At 63.9% G+C, this 15,724-nt stretch carries 9 protein-coding genes; 4 read left to right on the top strand and 5 right to left on the bottom strand.

Annotated elements, in window-relative coordinates; all coding sequences use genetic code 11:
- Window positions 1–159 precede the first annotated feature (159 nt).
- Both gltB and CO664_RS20800 read left to right on the top strand, forming a co-directional pair.
- Window positions 160–4,884 (top strand): glutamate synthase large subunit, encoded by a 4,725-nt coding sequence (gene gltB, locus CO664_RS20805; protein ID WP_097539768.1) that lies wholly within the window; start codon window positions 160–162, stop codon window positions 4,882–4,884.
- Window positions 4,885–4,983: 99 nt separating this feature from the next.
- Window positions 4,984–6,441: a glutamate synthase subunit beta gene (locus tag CO664_RS20800; RefSeq protein WP_037420264.1), complete on the top strand. Its 1,458-nt coding sequence runs from the start codon at window positions 4,984–4,986 to the stop codon at window positions 6,439–6,441.
- Window positions 6,442–6,638: 197 nt separating this feature from the next.
- Here CO664_RS20800 and CO664_RS20795 read toward each other — a convergent pair whose 3' ends face one another.
- Window positions 6,639–7,904 carry a GDSL-type esterase/lipase family protein gene (locus tag CO664_RS20795; protein ID WP_097539767.1) on the bottom strand — a complete coding sequence of 422 codons (1,266 nt, stop codon included), beginning with the start codon at window positions 7,902–7,904 and terminating at the stop codon, window positions 6,639–6,641.
- Between the two features lie 112 nt (window positions 7,905–8,016).
- Window positions 8,017–9,234, bottom strand: a complete 1,218-nt coding sequence (locus CO664_RS20790; protein WP_037420258.1) for a lytic murein transglycosylase — start codon at window positions 9,232–9,234, stop codon at window positions 8,017–8,019.
- 302 nt (window positions 9,235–9,536) lie between these two features.
- Between CO664_RS20790 and galU the strand changes: the two genes are divergently transcribed.
- Window positions 9,537–10,424 carry a UTP--glucose-1-phosphate uridylyltransferase GalU gene (gene galU / locus CO664_RS20785; protein ID WP_037420256.1) on the top strand — a complete coding sequence of 296 codons (888 nt, stop codon included), beginning with the start codon at window positions 9,537–9,539 and terminating at the stop codon, window positions 10,422–10,424.
- 88 nt (window positions 10,425–10,512) lie between these two features.
- On the opposite strand, the gene CO664_RS20780 is transcribed toward galU, so the two are convergent.
- The 3 genes from CO664_RS20780 to CO664_RS20770 all read right to left on the bottom strand — a co-directional run bounded on the left by CO664_RS20780 (window position 10,513) and on the right by CO664_RS20770 (window position 13,518).
- The gene (locus tag CO664_RS20780; protein ID WP_097539766.1) at window positions 10,513–11,955 is read right to left on the bottom strand and encodes an outer membrane beta-barrel protein; all 1,443 of its coding nucleotides are present in this window, start codon (window positions 11,953–11,955) and stop codon (window positions 10,513–10,515) included.
- A 104-nt stretch (window positions 11,956–12,059) separates the two neighbouring features.
- Entirely contained in the window at window positions 12,060–12,515 is a 456-nt protein-coding gene (locus tag CO664_RS20775; protein ID WP_097539765.1) for an NfeD family protein, read from the bottom strand.
- Window positions 12,516–12,525: 10 nt separating this feature from the next.
- The gene (locus tag CO664_RS20770; RefSeq protein ID WP_097526678.1) at window positions 12,526–13,518 is read right to left on the bottom strand and encodes an SPFH domain-containing protein; all 993 of its coding nucleotides are present in this window, start codon (window positions 13,516–13,518) and stop codon (window positions 12,526–12,528) included.
- A gap of 197 nt (window positions 13,519–13,715) precedes the next feature.
- Here CO664_RS20770 and CO664_RS20765 point away from each other — a divergent pair, with 197 nt between their 5' ends.
- Window positions 13,716–15,602 (top strand): diguanylate cyclase, encoded by a 1,887-nt coding sequence (locus tag CO664_RS20765; RefSeq protein WP_097539764.1) that lies wholly within the window; start codon window positions 13,716–13,718, stop codon window positions 15,600–15,602.
- Window positions 15,603–15,724: the final 122 nt, after the last annotated feature.

The raw sequence follows: 15,724 nt of genomic DNA, 5'->3' as shown, positions 1-15,724 counted from the left end.
TCGCGGACATTCGTGCCTGATGGGCCGCGCTTCATTTGCGACCTGCTCAGGATCATGCGACGATAATGCCCCGGCTTGCCGCGATGCGAAAACGCGAGGCGGCTTAGGCGCGCGGGCCGCGGTATGCCCGGATTTCCGGGTACAACAGGAGGGACGACGATGACGGATCATTCGCCATCACAACAGATTGGGCTCCACCTCGCACAGAATGCTGCGACGGCTGTGAAAACGCCCGCATTCCCCTCCGGTCTGCCGCGAAAACAGGGCCTTTACGATCCACGCAACGAGCATGACGCCTGCGGCGTCGGCTTCGTCGCGCATATGAAGGGCGAGAAGTCGCACCAGATCGTGCGCGACGGGCTCTTTATGCTTGAAAACCTGACGCACCGCGGTGCGGTCGGCGCCGACCCGCTGATGGGCGACGGCGCGGGCATTCTCGTGCAGATCCCCGACCGCTTCTTCCGCGAGGAGATGGCGAACCAGGGGGTCACCCTGCCGAAGGCGGGCGAATATGCCGTCGGCTATCTCTTCATGCCGCGCGACGAGAAGCTGATCGCCCATTTCAAGGAGGTGATCAGCGAGGTGGTGGCCGAGGAAGGCCAGCATCTGCTCGGCTTCCGCGACGTTCCGGTCGACAATTCGTCGCTTTCGAAGGCGCCAGACATCGCCGCCACCGAGCCGCACCATGTGCAGGTCTTCATCGGCGCCGGCCGCGATGCTGCCACCAATGCGGAATTCGAGCGGCGACTGTTTACGCTGCGCAAGGTGATCTCCAACCGCATCTATGCGGAGGCGGACGGCGGCGACCTCGGCTTCTATGTCGTATCGCTTTCGACCTCGACCATCGTCTACAAGGGCATGTTCCTTGCCTACCAGGTCGGCGCCTATTACAAGGACCTTGCCGACGAGCGTTTCCAGTCGGCGGTGGCGCTGGTTCACCAGCGCTTCTCGACGAACACCTTCCCGTCCTGGAAGCTGGCGCATCCCTACCGCATGGTAGCGCATAACGGCGAGATCAACACGCTGCGCGGCAACGTCAACTGGATGGCGGCGCGGCAGGCGTCGGTTTCCTCGCCGCTCTTCGGCGACGACATCTCCAAGCTCTGGCCGATCTCCTATGAGGGCCAGTCGGACACTGCCTGTTTCGACAACGCGCTCGAGTTCCTGGTGCAGGGCGGCTATTCGCTGTCGCACGCGGTGATGATGCTGATCCCGGAGGCCTGGGCCGGCAACCAGCTGATGTCGCCCGAACGCAAGGCGTTCTACGAGTATCATGCGGCCCTCATGGAACCGTGGGACGGGCCGGCGGCGGTCGCCTTCACCGACGGCCGCCAGATCGGCGCGACGCTCGACCGCAACGGCCTGCGCCCGGCGCGCTATATCGTCACCAGCGACGACCGTGTCATCATGGCGTCGGAAGCCGGCGTGCTTCCAGTGGATGAGGACAAGATCGTCAAGAAGTGGCGGCTGCAGCCGGGCAAGATGCTGCTGATCGACATGGAAGAGGGCCGCATCATCTCCGACGAGGAGGTGAAGTCGTCGCTTGCCGGCAAGCATCCCTACCGGCAGTGGCTCGACGATACCCAGCTCATCCTCGAAGACCTGAAGCCGGTCGAGCCCCGGGCGCTGCGCCGCGACGTATCGCTGATCGACCGCCAGCAGGCCTTCGGCTACAGCCAGGAAGACACGAAGCTCCTGATGTCGCCGATGGCGACTACCGGCCAGGAAGCGATCGGCTCAATGGGCACCGACACGCCCATCTCGGCCATGTCAGACAAGCCGAAGCTGCTTTACACCTATTTCAAGCAGAACTTCGCCCAGGTCACCAACCCGCCGATCGATCCGATCCGCGAGGAACTGGTGATGAGCCTCGTCTCGTTCATCGGTCCGCGGCCGAACATCCTCGACCACGCCGGCATGGCGCATGCCAAGCGGCTGGAGGTTCGCCAGCCGATCCTGACGAATGGCGATCTTGAGAAGATCCGTTCAATCGGCCATACGGAAGACCGCTTCGACACCAAGACGCTCGACTTCACCTATGACATTTCGCGCGGTGCCGAAGGCATGCCGGAAATGCTCGATCGACTCTGCGAGCGCGCCGAAGCGGCGGTCAAGGGCGGCTACAACATCATCGTGCTTTCCGACCGGCAGATCGGGCCGGATCGCGTGGCGATCCCGGCGCTGCTGGCGACCGCGGCCGTGCACCACCACCTTATCCGCAAGGGCCTGCGCACGTCTGTCGGCCTCGTGCTCGAATCGGGCGAGCCGCGCGAGGTGCATCACTTCTGCCTGCTCGCCGGCTATGGCGCGGAAGCGATCAACCCCTATCTCGCCTTCGATACGCTCGTCGACATGCACAAGCGCGGCGACTTCCCAAAAGAAGTCGACGAGAAGGAGGTCGTCTACCGCTACATCAAGGCAGTCGGCAAGGGCATCCTCAAGGTCATGTCGAAGATGGGCATCTCGACTTACCAGTCCTACTGCGGCGCACAGATCTTCGACGCCGTCGGCCTGTCGTCGAAGCTGGTCGACAAGTATTTCTTCGGCACGGCGACGACGATCGAGGGCATCGGCCTCGATGAGATCGCCGCCGAGACGGTTTCCCGCCACAAGGCCGCCTTCGGCGCCGATCCGGTGCTTGCCAACACGCTCGACATCGGCGGCGAATACGCCTTCCGCATGCGCGGCGAGAGCCACGCCTGGACGCCGGACGCCATCGCTTCGCTGCAGCATGCGGTGCGCGGCAATGCCGAGGACCGCTACCGCGAATTCGCCGAGATGGTGAACGCCTCGGCGCTGCGCATGAACACGATCCGCGGGCTCTTCACCATCAAGAGCGCCGAAGCCGTTGGCCGCAAGCCGATCCCGATCGAGGAAGTCGAGCCGGCAGCCGAGATCGTCAAGCGCTTCTCGACCGGCGCCATGTCCTTCGGCTCGATCAGCCGCGAGGCGCATACGACGCTGGCGATCGCCATGAATCGGATCGGCGGCAAGTCGAACACCGGCGAGGGCGGCGAGGAAAGCGACCGCTATCTGCCGCGTCCGGACGGTTCGATGAACCCGGAACGCTCGGCGATCAAGCAGATCGCCTCCGGCCGCTTCGGCGTCACCACCGAATATTTGGTCAATGCCGACGTGCTGCAGATCAAGGTGGCGCAGGGTGCGAAGCCCGGCGAGGGCGGTCAGCTGCCCGGCCACAAGGTGGATGCGACGGTCGCTAAGACCCGGCATTCGACGCCGGGCGTCGGCCTCATCTCGCCGCCGCCGCATCACGATATCTATTCGATCGAAGACCTGGCGCAGCTGATCTACGATCTGAAGAACGTCAACCCGGAGGCCGATATTTCGGTGAAGCTGGTGTCGGAAGTCGGCGTCGGCACGGTTGCGGCCGGTGTCGCCAAGGCGCGCGCCGACCACATCACCATTGCCGGCTTCGACGGCGGCACCGGCGCCTCGCCGCTGACTTCGCTGAAGCACGCCGGCAGCCCTTGGGAAATCGGCCTTGCCGAAACCCAGCAGACTTTGGTTCTGAACGGCTTGCGCTCGCGCGTCGCCCTTCAGGTCGATGGCGGCCTTAAGACCGGCCGTGATGTGATCATCGGCGCGTTGCTCGGTGCTGACGAATTCGGTTTCGCCACCGCGCCGCTGATCGCCGCCGGCTGCATCATGATGCGCAAGTGCCATCTGAACACCTGTCCGGTCGGCGTCGCCACACAGGATCCGGTGCTCCGGAAGCGCTTCAAGGGCACGCCGGAACACGTCATCAACTACTTCTTCTTCGTGGCCGAAGAGGTGCGGGAAATCCTCGCTTCGCTCGGGGTCCGCAAGCTTGACGACATCATCGGCGCGTCGGAACTGCTCGAGCGCGACCGTATGATCGAGCATTGGAAGGCGAGGGGCCTCGACTTCTCGAAGATCTTCCACAAGGTCGAAGCGCCGAAGGATGCGACCTACTGGACGACCCGCCAGAACCATCCGATCGATGACATTCTCGACCGCAGGCTGGTCGAGAAGGCGAAGCTGGCGCTCGAGACCAAGGTTCCGGTGGCGTTCGAGGCGGAGATCAAGAACGTCGACCGCTCGGCCGGCGCGATGCTTTCCGGTACGCTCGCCAAGCGCTGGGGCCACAAGGGGCTGAAGGACGACACGATCCACGTGACGCTCAAGGGCACGGCGGGCCAGTCCTTCGGCGCCTTCCTGGCGCGCGGCATCACCTTTGATCTCGTCGGCGACGGCAACGACTATGTCGGCAAGGGCCTTTCGGGCGGGCGCATCATCGTTCGGCCGCCGGAAAGCGCGAAGATCGTGCCGCAGGAGTCGATCATCGTCGGCAACACGGTGCTCTACGGGGCGATCTCGGGCGAGTGCTACTTCAACGGCGTCGCCGGCGAACGCTTCGCCGTGCGCAACTCGGGTGCGGTGGCGGTCGTCGAGGGTGTCGGCGACCACGGCTGCGAATACATGACCGGCGGCGTCGTCGTCGTGCTCGGCGGCACGGGGCGCAACTTCGCGGCCGGCATGTCCGGCGGCGTCGCCTACGTGCTCGACGAGGAGGGAGACTTCGCACGCCGCTGCAACATGGCCATGGTCGAGCTGCAGCCGGTGCCGGAGGAGGACGACATGCTGGAGAAGCTGCACCATCACGGCGGCGACCTCATGTACAAGGGCCGGGTGGACGTCTCGGGCGATATGACGCGCCACGACGAGGAACGGCTCTACCAGCTGATCTCCAACCACCTGCACTTCACGGGGTCGGCGCGCGCCAAGGAGATCCTCGATCAGTGGACGGACTACCGGCCGAAATTCCGCAAGGTCATGCCGGTCGAATACCGCCGCGCGCTCGAGGACATGGAACGCATGAAAATGGCGGTAGCGGCCGAGTAACGGCACCTGTGACAGCGGCCCCCGAACCGTTCCCGGTGACGGGGGCCACCACGCGCCTCATGGGCGCCTGTGCAGATTTGAAGATATCAGGATCGTAAGATGGGCAAGGTTACTGGATTTCTCGAGATCGACCGGCAGGTGGCGAAGTACCAGCCGGCGTCCGACCGCATCCGCCATTTTCGTGAATTCACCATTCCGATGTCCGACCAGGAAGTGCAGAAGCAGGCCGCTCGCTGCATGGACTGCGGCATCCCTTACTGCCATGGGCCGACCGGGTGTCCGGTACACAACCAGATCCCGGACTGGAACGACCTCGTCTATAACGGCAACTGGGACGAGGCGATCCGCAACCTGCATTCGACCAACAACTTCCCGGAATTTACCGGCCGCGTCTGCCCGGCGCCCTGCGAGGAAGCCTGCACGCTGAACCTCGAGGACGTCCCGGTGGCGATCAAGACGGTCGAGCAGGCGATCGCCGACAAAGCCTATGAGATGGGCTACATCGTGCCGCAGCCGGCCGTTACCAAGACCGGCAAGAAGGTCGCGATCATCGGTTCTGGACCGGCCGGCATGGCGGCTGCGCAGCAGCTTGCCCGCGCCGGCCACGAGGTTCATGTCTACGAGCGCGAATCGAAGCCCGGCGGGCTGCTGCGCTACGGCATTCCGGACTTCAAGATGGAGAAGAACTTCATCGATCGCCGCGTCGAACAGATGAAGGGCGAAGGCGTGACCTTCCACTGCGGCATCAATGTCGGCGTCGACCTGGCTGTCCAAACGCTCATCGACGACCACGACGCGGTGCTCTATTGCGGCGGCTCCGAAACGCCGCGCGATGCTGGGATCCCGGGCGTCGAGTTCATCGGCGTGCACGACGCCATGCCCTATCTGGTGCAGCAGAACCGCCGCGTCGGCCGCGAGAACATCGACAGCGTCGGCTGGCCGTCCGAGCCTATCCTCGCCGGCGGCAAGCATGTGGTGGTCGTCGGCGGCGGTGACACGGCGTCCGACTGTGTCGGCACGGCCTTCCGCCAGGGTGCCGTCAAGGTGACGCAGCTCGACATCCGCCCGCAGCCGCCGGAGAAGGAAGACAAGCTCGCTGTCTGGCCGTTCTGGGCAACGAAGATGCGCACCTCATCGAGCCAGGCCGAGGGTGCCGTTCGCGAGTTCCAGGTCGCCACGCTCGAATTCATCGGCGACGAGGACGGCAACCTGACGGGCGTCAAGTGCTGCCAGGTGGACGATCGGCGCAAGCCGATTGCCGGTACCGAGTTCATCATCAAGGCGGACCTCGCCTTCATCGCCATAGGCTTCCGCGGCCCGTTCACGACCAGCGTGCTAAAGGACCTCGGCGACAGGCTGTCGCTGAACACCGACCGGCGCGGTTCGACCAACGTCGTGGCCAACGAGCGGGACTACAGGACCTCGGTCGACAAGCTCTGGACAGCCGGCGACGTCCGCCGCGGCCAATCGCTCGTCGTCTGGGCGATCCGCGAAGGCCGGCAGGCGGCCCGGGCGATCGACGAGGCGCTGATGGGATCGACGGTGCTGCCGAGGTAAAGGCATTGCCTTCCTTGTGCCCCTCTCCTCGGGTTTAACCCGAGGACTAAGCCTCTCCCCACGCGCGGGGAGAGGATGGACGGCGCGACGGTTCTCCTCCGCCCCGCTTCCGGCGAAGGGACAAAGGCGATGTGGCGCGCGTCCTTCGCCCCGCCTGCGGGGAGAAGGTGCCGGCAGGCGGATGAGGGGCAAAGAATCTATGGCTGTGCATTCCGCAACAGCGGATTGCTGATCACCGTTGCGGGCTTTGCCAGCCGGAAATCGTCGATGCGGCCGACTGGGGCGGTGGGTACCTCGCCCTTTTCCACGAGCAGATCTCTCGGGCTCTTTCCGGTGCCCTTCTCAGGCGCGCCCGCTCCGAGAAGGGCTGTGGCGCCGTCGAGCGCCGGATCGGTGACGCCGATCGGCGGCGTCTTGACGATATCCTCGTTGGCAAGCGGGGCGGTAACCACAAGATCCTTGAGTTCCCCGGCACCCGGCACGTCCGCGTCCGCGGCTGCCTCGCCGAGAAGCTTGCGGATGTCCTTCTCGACATAGAAGGCAAGCTTGCGCTTGCCCGCCTTGGTCAGGTTGATGCCGTCGGAGCCGCGCAGGCGGACCTGCTGGCCGTTGATGTCGGAGCCGGTCAGAACGAACTTGCCGCCTTCGTCGACGAAGCCGTCCCAGATGTCGATGAACTGTCCGCCGACCTTCTCCGCCTCCTCGCGATAGATGCCGTTGAAGGTGACCATGTCGGCGGTCATGGCGGTCGACTGGAATGGCGGCATGCCGACCCAGAGAAGCGGCAGATTGTCCTTTCGAGCCAGCGCGGCGAGCGCGTTGACGCGCTTGCGGTATTCCGCCATCCACAGGTCGCTGCGGAACGCCTCCTTGGTTTCGCCGATCCGCATCATCTGGCGATCATTGGCGCCAAGACTGACGACGATGACCGAGGGCTTGAGTTCGGCGACATAGCCCGGCAGGTTCTCCGGCAAATCGAAGTAGTCGTCCCGGACGAGGCCGGACGAGCCGTTGGCGCGCGTCTCCACCACGACGCCTGGCGTCATCTCGAAGGCAGTCTTCAGGCCGTCGCCAAGACTTCCGGCAACGAAGTCGCCGACGACCAGGACCTTTTTCGCGTCCGGCGACTTCTCGACGACCGGAGCGGGCGGGGCGGCGTCCACGACGCGCGGCTTGGCGCGCTGCTGGCGCGGCCGCTGCTGCTCGGCCGGCTGCTGCCGCCGCCTCTGTATGCGACGCGGCCGCGGTTGCGGCGGATAGGCGCCCTGATCCTGATAATAAGTTCGCCGCTGTGGCGCGAAGCCGCCGAAGAGCCGTTGGAAAAAAGTGCGACGCGGGACGGGCTCTTGCGCCTCGGCCATGCTGGCAAGGAAGCCGGTGACCAGCATCGCAGCCGCAGCCAGGAAGACCGGCGTCAAACGCAGGAGAAGCGACCCTTTCCCGGCATCTCTGGTTCTAAACATGCTTACAATCACCGTCGAATGGCAGGCGCGCTCTCAACCATACGCCAAATCAAAGCGATTTGGGACCGAATGATCGCAAATCGCCGTGATCCGGGAAGGTCGTGGCGAGCGTTTAGCGGCGCAGGGCGCGCAGCAGGTTCTGCGTCGGCTCGCCGTCCGGCGTCAGGCCGTTCTGCGTCTGGAAGGCCTGGATCGCGGCTTTCGAGCCCGAGCCGAAATTGCCGTCCACCTCGCCATCGTAATAGCCAAGTTCCTTGAGCCGGTTCTGCAGTTCGAACTTCTCGCTGATGTCGAGCGAACCGTCGGGCCGCGGCCAGCGCTGCTGCATGCCGGCATAGCCGGCGATCTGGTCGGCGAGAAGCCCGACGCCGAGCGCATAGGAATCGGAGGCGTTGTAACGCTTGATCACGAAGAAGTTGCGCGTCATCAGGAAGCCCGGACCGCCGCCGCCGCCCGGCAGCTTGAGTTCGGCGCGGGTTTTCGAGTTGCGGAACCCCTTGCCGTTCGGGCGAAGGAAGCCGAGCGCGGCCCATTGGCCGAGCGTCTTCGTCTGGCCAGAATATTTGGCCGCATTGGCCGGCGCCACGACCTCGTAACCCCAGGTCTCGCCCGGCTGCCAGCCGTTCTTCTTCAAGAGGTTGGCAGCCGTCGCCAGCGCATCGGGAACCGAATTCCAGATGTCGCGATGGCCGTTGCCGTCGGCGTCGACCGCGTAGAGCAGGTAGCTGGTCGGGATGAATTGCGTATGCCCCATGGCGCCCGCCCAGGAGCCGGTGAGCTCGCGCGGGGTGATGTCGCCGCTCTGCAGGATCTTCAAGGCCGCGATCAGCTGGGTCCTGGCGAATTTGGCGCGCTTCGGGTCGGCATAGGCAAGCGTTGCGAGCGCGCGCGGCACATAGTGCAGCCGGTCGTCCTTCTGCAGGACGGCGCCATAATTCGACTCCATCGACCAGATCGCCAGCAGGATGGTGCGGTCGACGCCGAAATGCCGCTCGAGCGAGTCGAGCGTGCGCGCGTGCTTGGCCGCCATCTCCTGGCCTATGCGCCTGGTGTAAGGATTGACACGCGAGTCAATATATTCCCAAATCTTGTGCTTGAATTCGGGCTGGTAGTTGGCTTTCTCGATGACGGCCGGGTCGGGCGTCATCACGCCGGCGAAAGCTTTGCGGTAGGTCGCCTGGCTGATGCCGCTCTTGGCGGCCGTTGCGTAGAAGTTGTTGATCCAGTTCTGAAAACCTTGATCCGCCCGCGCCGGCGATGAACCCAGCGCGGCGGCGGCGACGAGAGCGGCGGCGATATGTCGGAAGAACGTCCTGCGGTTTCTGATCATCTGCTGTCGGTTCCGTTTCTCGGCGGAGCATTCAGCCAGCGTTCATGCCGGACGGATTACTCCGGGTTTTGCGAATCTTCCCCGCAAGCGCGCCGCGTGTGGGGCAGCATGCGGTCCTTCGTGAGGCCGAACGGCAGCAGCCGTTTCGGGTCAGTGGAGAAGCCTACAGAAACGAAGTCAACAAAGTCTTTACCATGAAATTGCCGAGTCGTCTTCCTTCGCAAAAAATGGCAAATGACGACTAAAACCGATTCAATTCGCCTGTTTCAGGCTCGACTGAGGTCCACTCCAAGGAGGTGTTCATGACCGACAAGCGTAAAGTTCGCAAAGCCGTTTTCCCGGTCGCAGGCCTGGGAACGCGTTTCCTTCCCGCCACCAAGGCAGTGCCGAAGGAAATGCTGACGGTCGTGGACAAGCCGGTCATCCAGTATGTCGTCGACGAGGCGCTGGAGGCAGGGATCGAGCATCTGATCTTCGTGACCGGTCGCAGCAAGGCGGTCATCGAGGATTATTTCGACATCCAGGTCGAACTCGACCAGACGCTCCGGGAGCGCAACAAGAAGGCGGAAATCGAGCTGCTCGAAGCCATGCTGCCGAAGGCCGGCACGACGAGCTTCACCCGCCAGCAGGCGCCGCTCGGGCTCGGCCATGCCGTGTGGTGCGCGCGCGATCTCGTCGGCAACGAGCCCTTTGCGCTGCTTCTTCCCGACATGATCATGAAGGGCGAGAAGGGCTGCCTCAAGGGCATGGTCGAGCTCTACGAGCACAGCGGCGGCAATGTCATCGCCGTCGAGGAATGCGCCCCCGACCAGGCGCACAAATACGGGATCGTCGGCGTCGGCGACCGGGTCGGCGACGGCTTCAAGATCACCAAGATGGTCGAGAAACCGGCGCCCGGAACGGCCCCGTCCAACTTCTTCATCAACGGCCGCTATATCCTGCAGCCGGAAATCTTCCCGATTCTCGAGCGCCAGGAACGCGGCGCCGGCAACGAGATCCAGCTGACCGACGGCATGGTGAAGCTTTCCGGCGCGCAGCCCTTCGCCGCCTATCATTTCCGCGGCGAGACTTTCGACTGCGGTGCGAAGGACGGCTTCATCCTCGCAAACGTTGCCTTTGCGCTCGAGCGCGCCGACATCCGCCCGATCGTCGAAGGGCCGCTCAAGACGCTGTTGCATGGATTGAAGTGATCGCTTGCGCTTCGAGCGGATTTGAACGACGGAGACTGGCCGCGTCCCTCTGGCGCGGCCTTTCTCTTTGAAGCGGAATCCGCTTGCTTCAGCGCCGCAGCGTCAGGCCGACGCCGACGCGTGTCGTATCGCTCGAGGGGCCGATATCCCTGTTGGTGCGCTCGTAGCTGACATCGCCGGTGAGCGCCAGATAGCGGCTCATGTCCCAAGTGAGACCCGCGCCGGTCCGCCAGGTGGCCTCGTCGGAGGCGGCGGCATCCGAGGGGAAATCGCGCAATGTCAGGCTGTTCGACAATGTCGCCACCAGTGACGAACGCAGCTGGTGGGTGATGATATTCGTCAGCTCATAGTTGATCGATCCCGGATTGCCCGCTGTCGTGGACGGATCGAGATAGGTCAGGAGCCCGAAGAGCACGTCGGTGCCGCGCTTGGGCGACCAGTTGACCCGCCCGTCGACCGACAGGCCGCCCAAGTCGCCCAGCCGGTCGTCGTCGAGCCGAAACGTCTCATAGCCGAGCGCGAGTTCGCCGTTGAGCTTCTCGCCGAGGTCCAACTCCATACCGGCGCGGCCGGCATAGCTCATGTAGGAACGCTCGAAGCCGAGCGTGTCCCGCCTGAGATCGTAGATGGATTTGCCGACCGAGGCTTCGAGAAAGGGAATGAGGGCCGGCGACAGCTCGTAGCCGAGCCGCCCGGTAAGCGTGCCGGTATTGCGGTTGCGGTCCTCCTGCGACAGCGTCGTGCCGTTGTCGAGCTCGACATCGCCATAGGTCTGGCGCTCGAAGTCGAGGCCGAGGGAACCGCGGACGAGGCCGAGGTCGCGCTCGACGGCAGCGCCCAGCCGGTAGGTGTTGACCGCCGATTGCTCCACGGCATTGGCGATAGCGTTCGGATCGTTGGCGTCCTCGCGCTCGAAACTGTAGCCGGCGCTTAACTTGGCCGTCGTTTCGTCGCTCAAGTCGAGGCGCAGTTCCGCATCGACGTCGGCGCGCGGCTCTTCTTCGCCTTCGCCCGATATATTGTCCTGCAGGACGCCTTCGCCGGTGACGCTCAGCTGGTGGCGCGCCCAGTCGGATGTGAGCGTGCCCTTTAGGCCCGTCTCGAGAAAGGTCCGGCTCTGGCTGGCGCTGCCATTCTTCTGCCGCTCGTGATTGAACGTTTCGCTGAGCGCCGGCTTCAGGACGAAGCTGCCGATGCGGATGCCCGGCGCCTGGCCGGCTTCCGGATCGATGCGCATGCGCAGCCCGTCGGTCGTTTCCTCGCGCCGGTTGAGGCGGTTGAAATCCTCGTCCAAGGCCGGGGGCAGATCGGAACTGGCGACGGCGCCGGTCGTCTGGGGATCGGTGGCCGCCGGGGAGGCACCGGTCTCAATCGTGCTGCCAGTGACTGCGGTGGTTGCGGCTTGCGGCGCATCAAGGCTTTGCGCGGTCGCCGTGTGGGCGAAAAGAAGCGCACAGCCCGCCGACAGCCAGGCCCGCTTTCTCGCAAGCGAGGCGCCCGCCGTGATCGAGCGTGAAAACCTGGGCGCCATCTGCCGTTTGTCCGCAAACCTGATTGCAATCGTTTCGCAATCGTAAAGGCACGTGGTTAAGCAATCGTTTCTGAAGCGAAATCAGCCATGAAGATGCGAGGGTTTCAGGCTTGCTCGACGGTCAACTGGCGGCCGCTGCTTGCGACGATGCGCACGCGGGTGCCGGCGGGCAGATCCGGTCCTTCGACCAGCCAGGTCGTATCGTCGAGGCGGACGCGGCCGCGGCCTTCGGCAATCGGCTGCTCGAGCACGGCCGTGCGGCCGACGAGGCTTTCGCCTCGCCTGTTGAGGAGGGGCTCGTCGCTTTCCGACGAGGAGACGACGAAGCGCCGCCCGATCACCACGGAGAAGAGCGCGAGCAGCGAGAAGGTGACGAGCTGCACCTCCCAGACCCACAAGGCCGTGTCCCACAGGAGGAGCGACAGGACGCCGGTCAAAAGCGCCGCAAGCGCGATCCAGACGAGGAACACGCCCGGCAAGATCACTTCCGCCGCCAGCAGCAGGAGGCCCAGGACCCACCAGTTCCAGGGGCCGAGCTCGAAGGCGATGCGCTCGATCATCGACCGATCCTCACGCGTTCTCGGCGGGGCCCGGCGCCGGGCCGGTGCGCGGCGTCGACTGGCGCGGGCGAGAAGGAGCGGGCGGCTGCCCGTCGCCGAAGACTTCGCGGGCGATCGCGCCGATGCCGCCGAGCGAACCGATCAGCGAGGAGGCTTCCATCGGCATCAGGACGATCTTCTGGTTGTTGGCGGTGCCGATCGAAGCCAGGGCTTCCGTGTACTTCTGCGCGACGAAATAGTTGATCGCCTGCACGTCGCCGGCGGCGATCGCTTCGGAGACCATGCGGGTCGCCTTGGCTTCCGCTTCCGCCAGGCGCTCGCGCGCTTCCGCCTCGCGATAGGCAGCTTCCCGCTGCCCCTCCGCCTCGAGGATCGCCGATTGCTTGGCGCCTTCGGCGCGCAGGATCTGCGCGTTCCTGGCGCCTTCCGCTTCGAGCACCTGCGCGCGCTTCTCGCGCTCCGCCTTCATCTGCCGGGCCATCGCCTCGACGAGGTCGGTCGGCGGGGCGATATCCTTGATCTCGACGCGAGTGATCTTGATGCCCCAGGGATTGGCCGCCTCGTCGACGACGCGCAGCAGCCGGTCGTTGATCGTGTCGCGGTTGGAAAGCAGCTCGTCGAGATCCATCGAGCCCATGACCGAGCGGATATTGGTCATCGTCAGGTTGAGGAGGGCGTTTTCAAGATTGGCGACCTGATAGGCGGCCTGGGCGGGGTTCAGCACCTGATAAAAGGCGACCGCATCGGCCGATACGCTGGCATTGTCCTTGGTGATGACCTCCTGGGTCGGAACGTCGAGCACCTGCTCCATCACATTCATCTTCGCGCCGATGCGATCGAAGTAGGGGATGATGAAATTCAGACCGGGATCGAGGGTCTTGATATATCGTCCGAAGCGCTCGATCGTGTAACGGTAACCCTGTGGAACCGTCTTGATCCCGGCGAAAAGCGTCAGGAAAACGAGAACGACGAGCGCAATGACCGCATAATCCAAGCCGCCCAAGGACAATCCTCCCTCTTTGCAGCTCCAGACCTGGAGTGCTGCCCGGCCTATGACGCGGCGATTCGCGGGAATAATTCAAGCGAAAGTATCTTTCTGCGTTTGCTACTGCCCGGTGCCGGTTCGAACTTAATAAAGCTCAAACCAGTTGTCGTTTAAGGTCGGTCTTCTACAGGTGATGAAAGGCCGAACGCAGCGCGATGAATGGCATTTGGGGGCAGTTTGTTGGCAACCTTGCATTTGTAAGCCTGTCGATTTCGATCTGGGCGCATCTGTCGATCTGGCTCCGCCGGCGGTTTGCCGGACACGAGAAAATCCTGTTCGGGCTGATGGCCGGCATCGCCTCTATCGGCTCGATCCTGCTGGCCGTGGAATTCAGTTCCGGCATCCATATGGACCTGCGCTACGCACCGCTGGCACTGGCCGGTATGTTCGGCGGTCCGCTCGCGGCGGCCATCGGCGCAACCCTGGCGGCTATTTTCCGGATCGCGCTCGGCGGTGTCGCCGCACCCGATGGCGTGGTGGCGATCATCGCCGTCACGGGCATGGGCCTTAGCGTCAATCTGTTGATGAAGAAGAGATCGCCGACCCTTCTGCATGTCGTCGTGCTCGGCGCGGCGGTCGGAATCCTGCTGGTCGTGCTGATGGCGGTGCTGCCCACTCTGTCGAAGAGCCATGCTTTGGCGACAATGGGTCTGCCCATGGCGGCGATGAATTGCGCTGCGACCATTGTTTGCGGTTTCATCGTGCTGACGACCCAGCACCTGGAACTCGAGCGCAGAATGCTCGAGACGGCGTTCTCGCAATCGCCCGACTATCTCTACGTGAAGGACAGGGACAGCCGCTTCATCACCGTCAACGAGAACATGATCCGCCTCTACCGTATGAGGACGACGGCCGAGATGGTGGGTTTGTCGGATTTCGATCTCCATCCGCGACGGCTCGCCGAGGAGCTTTACGATCGCGAGCAGGAGGTGATGCGCACGGGCGTGCCCCTTATCGATTCCCTCGAACACATCGAGGGCCGCGACCTGCTCGCCTCCAAGGTGCCTCTCCGCGACAGGGAGGGACGGGTGATCGGGCTGGCGGGCGTAACCCGGGACATTACCGAACGCACCGCGCTCGAGCGGGAACTCAGGGAAAGCAAGAACCTGCTCTCCCATGCGATGGCGGGGATGTCCGACGGCTTCGCGATGTTCGACAGGGATGGCTATCTCCTCTTCTGCAACGAGCAATACCGCAGCGCTTTTCCGCTGTCGGGCAGAGCCCGGGTGATCGGTGCGCATATCAGCGACATTGTCCGCTGCGTCGCCGAAACCCGAGAGCGGCTCAACGTGCCTTACGAATCCGTGGATGAATGGATCAGTGAGGCGACTTCCACGTTGCACTGCAACAAGGACGAAGAGGTTCAGCATCAGAACGGCGACTGGCACAGCATCAGGACAAGGCTTGCGCCCGGCGGGACCGCGATGGTGGTCGTCTCGGACATCACCGTCATGAAACAGGCCGAAATGGCACTCAGGCTTTCGGCCGAGCAGTTGAAGAACCTGGCGGAGACGGACGGCTTGACCGGCCTTGTCAACCGCCGCGCCTTCGATGAAGCCTTCGTGCGCGAGGCGGCGAGATGCGCCAGGATCAATACGCCGCTCAGCCTCCTGATGATCGATATCGATCGCTTCAAGGCTTACAACGATACTTACGGACATCCGGCCGGCGATCAGTGCCTGCGTCTTGTCAGCAAGTGCCTTTTGAATTCCGCGCAACGGCCGGCGGATATCGTCGCCCGTTACGGTGGCGAGGAATTTGTCGTGCTGCTGCCGGACACCGACGACAAGGCGGCCGCCATCGTTGCCGAGAAATTCGCCGGTCTGCTCGGCGAGGAGAAAGTCGCCCATGCGCAAAGCGAGTTTGGATCTGTCACGGCAAGCATCGGCATAGCCTCGGCAATCGGGCATATCCTGCAGGCCGAGCCGGGCCGCCTGCTGTCGGAGGCGGACGCCGCTCTTTACGAAGCCAAGATGCTGGGTCGCAATCGCATTCTCGCGCGTGTGCTCGCCGACGCGGCGGACGTCAGGTTGGCAGGCTAGGCGCAGACCTCGGAGCCAGCGGCAAGGCTTTCCGGCTCAACGATCAGGATCTGATGCGGCGCGTATCATGCGTGCGCATACACGCGGTATTGGATATTCCGCTCACCCAACGAAAGTCTGGC

Origin of the sequence: Sinorhizobium sp. NG07B (genome assembly GCF_002532005.1) — a bacterium.
GTDB lineage: Bacteria > Pseudomonadota > Alphaproteobacteria > Rhizobiales > Rhizobiaceae > Sinorhizobium > Sinorhizobium fredii_C.
Note: the sequence above shows the minus strand (reverse complement) of the source record. Positions and strands in the feature narration are given on the sequence as shown.

Excerpts from the sequence above, each read along its gene's own strand:
- CO664_RS20790 (WP_037420258.1), bottom strand. The coding sequence starts at position 9,234 with ATGATCAGAAACCGCAGGACGTTCTTCCGACATATCGCCGCCGCTCTC.
- gltB (WP_097539768.1), top strand. The coding sequence starts at position 160 with ATGACGGATCATTCGCCATCACAACAGATTGGGCTCCACCTCGCACAG.
- CO664_RS20780 (WP_097539766.1), bottom strand. The coding sequence starts at position 11,955 with ATGGCGCCCAGGTTTTCACGCTCGATCACGGCGGGCGCCTCGCTTGCG.
- CO664_RS20765 (WP_097539764.1), top strand. The coding sequence starts at position 13,716 with ATGAATGGCATTTGGGGGCAGTTTGTTGGCAACCTTGCATTTGTAAGC.
- CO664_RS20800 (WP_037420264.1), top strand. The coding sequence starts at position 4,984 with ATGGGCAAGGTTACTGGATTTCTCGAGATCGACCGGCAGGTGGCGAAG.
- CO664_RS20795 (WP_097539767.1), bottom strand. The coding sequence starts at position 7,904 with ATGTTTAGAACCAGAGATGCCGGGAAAGGGTCGCTTCTCCTGCGTTTG.
- galU (WP_037420256.1), top strand. The coding sequence starts at position 9,537 with ATGACCGACAAGCGTAAAGTTCGCAAAGCCGTTTTCCCGGTCGCAGGC.
- CO664_RS20775 (WP_097539765.1), bottom strand. The coding sequence starts at position 12,515 with ATGATCGAGCGCATCGCCTTCGAGCTCGGCCCCTGGAACTGGTGGGTC.